General features: G+C 48.4%; 8 protein-coding genes. 6 read left to right on the forward strand and 2 right to left on the reverse strand.

Annotation, left to right across the window (positions count from 1 at the left end; all coding sequences use genetic code 11):
* A partial coding sequence (locus EDC52_RS20370) for a VENN motif pre-toxin domain-containing protein (protein WP_165911778.1) occupies window positions 1-1136 on the forward strand: 1136 nt, incomplete at its 5' end.
* The gene (locus tag EDC52_RS19685; protein ID WP_131868033.1) at window positions 1133-1438 is read left to right on the forward strand and encodes a hypothetical protein; all 306 of its coding nucleotides are present in this window, start codon (window positions 1133-1135) and stop codon (window positions 1436-1438) included. The genes EDC52_RS20370 and EDC52_RS19685, both read left to right, overlap by 4 nt.
* 81 nt (window positions 1439-1519) lie before the next feature.
* Here the strand turns inward: EDC52_RS19685 and EDC52_RS19690 are convergent, their stop codons facing one another.
* A complete protein-coding gene (locus EDC52_RS19690; protein ID WP_131868035.1) occupies window positions 1520-1864 on the reverse strand; it encodes a SymE family type I addiction module toxin in 345 nt (114 codons plus the stop codon).
* Complete coding sequence (locus tag EDC52_RS19695; RefSeq protein WP_131868037.1) at window positions 1861-2031, reverse strand: SymE family type I addiction module toxin; 171 nt, start codon at window positions 2029-2031, stop codon at window positions 1861-1863. Before EDC52_RS19695 ends, EDC52_RS19690 begins: the two co-directional genes overlap by 4 nt.
* A gap of 80 nt (window positions 2032-2111) precedes the next feature.
* On the opposite strand from EDC52_RS19695, the gene EDC52_RS19700 reads away from it, so the two are divergent.
* From EDC52_RS19700 to EDC52_RS20185, 4 genes are all read left to right on the forward strand, one after another.
* Window positions 2112-2720, forward strand: coding sequence for an adhesin (locus tag EDC52_RS19700; RefSeq protein ID WP_131868039.1), 609 nt, complete (start codon window positions 2112-2114; stop codon window positions 2718-2720).
* Window positions 2717-2968: a hypothetical protein gene (locus EDC52_RS19705; RefSeq protein WP_131868041.1), complete on the forward strand. Its 252-nt coding sequence runs from the start codon at window positions 2717-2719 to the stop codon at window positions 2966-2968. The genes EDC52_RS19700 and EDC52_RS19705 overlap by 4 nt, the downstream gene beginning before the upstream one ends.
* A 103-nt stretch (window positions 2969-3071) precedes the next feature.
* The gene (locus EDC52_RS19710; protein WP_230468115.1) at window positions 3072-3632 is read left to right on the forward strand and encodes an adhesin; all 561 of its coding nucleotides are present in this window, start codon (window positions 3072-3074) and stop codon (window positions 3630-3632) included.
* A partial coding sequence (locus tag EDC52_RS20185) for a hypothetical protein (protein WP_230468116.1) occupies window positions 3616-3846 on the forward strand: 231 nt, incomplete at its 3' end. The genes EDC52_RS19710 and EDC52_RS20185, both read left to right, overlap by 17 nt.

Below are 3846 nucleotides of genomic sequence, written 5' to 3' on the forward strand. Positions count from 1 at the left end.
CGGGTGCGGCGATGGGGGAATATATTGCCTCCCAGGTGTATGCGGGAACCCAAGCAAAGGATTTGACGGAAAGCCAGAAGACGATGGTGTCGGCGTTGGGGACGCTGGCGGCGGGGCTGGCAGGCGGCCTGGCCGGTGGCGATGTGGCGAGCGCGGTGGCGGGGGCGCAGGCGGGGAAGAATGCGGTAGAGAATAACTGGTTGAGCGTGTCTGAAAAGACAGAGCTTGAGTTAGCGAAGCAGAAACTCCAGAACAGCAAAGACCCGGCAGAGCGTGAGCAGGCGCAGCAGAAGATCAATGAACTGCGTGAAAAGGATATCGCCAGCGACAAGAAAGTGATTGATGCCTGTAGCAATGGTAATGCCGGGAGTGCGGCCTGTGCCAGTGCGAGACTGGAAGTTATCGCGGCCAAAGGTGAATACGAAACCGGGCCGTACAACTCGAAGGTGAGCCAGCAATACTCTGATGCTTACGGCCAGATAGTTAACCTGTTGAATATCACCAGTGTTGATGCGCAGAATCAACAGCAGGTGAAGGATGCGATGGTGAACTATGCCATGGTGCAGCTAGGCGTAGATAAGGCCACGGCAGAGGCATACATCGAAACCTATGACGGGATGAAGATAGTAGCGGCGTCTGTAACACCTATATTGGGTGGAGGAGCAGCAAGCAAATTAAATACGCTTGTTAGCAAAATAACATCAGCGAATCAGATGCCAATCGCGTCACAAACGATTAAATTGTATGGGCCTTATGAAACTGGTCCTCTAGGTAATCCGAGTGACTCGCGTGCACCTGCTGCAACTTTCAGAAGTGGAACATATACAGAAAAAGTAGCTGAACAAGACCTCTATTTTTATAGAGATTATGGTGGTTCCGCTAAAGCTGATGGCCGTTATTGGACACCTGAACCATCGAAAGGACCACTGCAATCCCAACTGGATAGCGCTGTTTTACCTGAATGGGGTAATACGTTCCAGAATCAAGCGATCATCAAGATCCCTAAAGGAACAACCTATTATGAAGGCGCAGCGGCTCCGCAAACCGGAACTACGGGGACTCTTCCGACAGTGCACGGTGGCGGTACGCAAATCTTTTTACCAGAGCCAAAAAACGATTGGATCATTAAGAAATGAAACCAAGAGAACTAGTTGAACAATGGGTAAAAAAGAAAAAATCTTTTTACTTCTTTCTACCTGATGGTCCTTACGGTAGACCTTTCGATAATCAATATTTTATTGATAAGATTGAAGATACTAGTGACGGCTTTGATGTTATATTCACTGATTCATTAGTGTTGCATTTTACCGGGATGCCTGATGTTGTAGATGAAGGGTGTAATCTATTAATTAGTAAATTTACGCAATGCGTCCTAGAAATTAAAGGCAATAAATCAAATAGTTATGACTACGGTGAAGTTGCTCTAAGTGGTTTTTAAACAACTCACCACTTGAACTGCACCCCAAAAGTTAAACGTCAACTTATTAAGGTGCAGTTCACCCAACCAAGGTTTTTGCTTCTAAGCCCTAAATCCCCCCACTTCCCGCCGCTGTAACCGGAGCACTCCAGGTGCAGCAGTCACTTCCAGTTGTTCAGCGCTGGCAATGCCAGACTCGGTGAGCCAGTCGCCGCCGATAATCAACTCGCCGTTCTCCCGCACCCAATCGGCCCCCAGATCCGGGCGGTACTGGCTGGCTCCGCACAACGCCTCCCAAGTATCGTCATCATTGACGATCGTGATCCATAACGTGTGGTGCTGGAGCGTCAGTTGTAACGGGGTGCCGGAGGTAAAACCGAGCGCGGCCAGTTGGGCGCCTTCGATCATCAGTTCCGGGATCGGTTCAGGGGCAAAGGTGATGTTCATACGGTTCCCTCCGGGGTTGGTGTGGTGCGGATAATCAGTCGGCCGTGTTCGGCGGTAATGCTCACCGGTTGGCCCTGGGTAAAGCCCCACTGTTCCAGCCATCTTCCCTTTATCGTCAGTTGCGGCAACGGGTTCGGCCTGCCGCCGTTGGTGCGGTAACCCACAATGCTCTTACGTGCTTGGGGTGCGGCGGGTTGTGACGTAGAATCTGGTAGAGAATAATGCGCTCAGTCTGCCAACGGGCCTGATGAATTACGGCCTGGCGGTGGCATCATGGGACCAGTACGCCCAGGCTAACAATCTGACGCCGGAACAGAAACAGGCCGGCTTAGATAAGCTGGCACAGGGTGATTTACCTGAAGGTGCGAATATCACCAAGGTTATCTTTAATGGATATAAGGATGGCGCATTGATTGCAGGAGCTGCTTATTTAGGTCCGGCTGCATCGGTAGCGAAAGCCACGGGTGGTGCGCTGATAGGGGCTATCGCTAATGGGTCTTATCAGTGGTTCGATATGAGTCAGCCGGGCAATGAGGGTAAATCATACGATTACCTGGGCACCGGCTCGGCAACGATTATGGGTGGCTTGGCTCCGGGGCGTGGAGTCTGGCAGAACGTGGGCATAGCGGCAGGTGGTGCGGTGTTTACGGACGGGCCGAATGCAGGAGCGATTGGGGCTTCGGCAGCCGGTGCCTGGGCTGGCGGGATATTCGGGGAGTATGCACCGGGGATCGTTAATTCGGTAACAGGAAAGGAACTGCCTGGATTCATCTACGATATTGGAGGCGCTTTTGCTTCCGAAGCTGCCACTGATGCAGGCAAAAGTATTATCAAAAAGCAGGAGAGTGGAAAATGATGAAAGCCACTCTTAAATACATAGCTCTTTTTGTTTATTTTACTGCTGGTTTATTTTTGTTAGGTTTGAACATAAAAGTTGTTTTTGGTTTTGTTCACATTGGTGAGTTTTATTTGCCCTATGAAGAAATTATGAGGAATTTGTTTAAAAGCATTATTGCAGGATCAGCGATCACATTAGCCGCAATTGTCTTTAATCTGATTGATAAATTTAAAAAATGTAGAAAACAGCCATCCGATCCTGAGTAAGTCTTAAGTCCCGGCCGTCTGAGCCGGGACTGTTGTTGAGAATAACTGGTTGTCCAAAGGCATGATGGACTATGGGCAGTCAGCTACATCGCTGGGAACGTCAATGACAGACGCCGGAGCCACACCACATGAAATCAATACTGCACTGAGTCATTTAGCGAAAGGGGATATGCCGGACAGCGCTAATATCACTAAAGTGATTGTTGATGGTTATAAAGATGGCGTACTGATGGCAGGGGCGGCTTATCTAGGACCCGCAGCATCTGTGGGGAAAGTTGTAGCTGGCGCAACGATAGCGGAAATTGCTAACGGAACTTATCAATGGTTCGATATTAAACAGCCAGGCAATGTTAACAAGAGCTGGGATTACACAGGAAGCATTTCTGCAGGTATTACGGGGGCACTTGTTCCAGGACGTAATGTATGGGCGAATGGGGGAATTGCACTTGGAGGCACTTTATTCACTGATGGGCCTGATAAGGGCGCTTTGACTGGAACGGGGGTAGGGTGGGCGTTCGGTACAACAGTTGGTCTAATAGCGCCGCCTATATTTAGGCCTGCTTTGGGACAAAATTCAGGAGTTGTTGGGGAAGTTCTTGGATCTGTTGGCGGAGAATTCATAAGCAATGCTGTAAAGGATAAAGTCAATGGAAATAAAAAATAAACTGAGTATTTGGGTTTTATTTTTGAGTATTATATATATGATTTTTTGTAGCTTTATTTTTTTCTCTATTTCGCTGGTGATTATAACGTTATTGTTTAGCAATGAATTTGATATTGATAATAAAGATATCATTCATGTTGCAATCACTAGTTTGATTACTGGGATTACAACTGGATTAGGTTCCTGGATTTTTGCCAAACTCGACGAGCGTGAA

It is taken from the genome of Biostraticola tofi (assembly GCF_004343195.1).
Classification (GTDB): Bacteria; Pseudomonadota; Gammaproteobacteria; order Enterobacterales; family Enterobacteriaceae; genus Biostraticola; species Biostraticola tofi.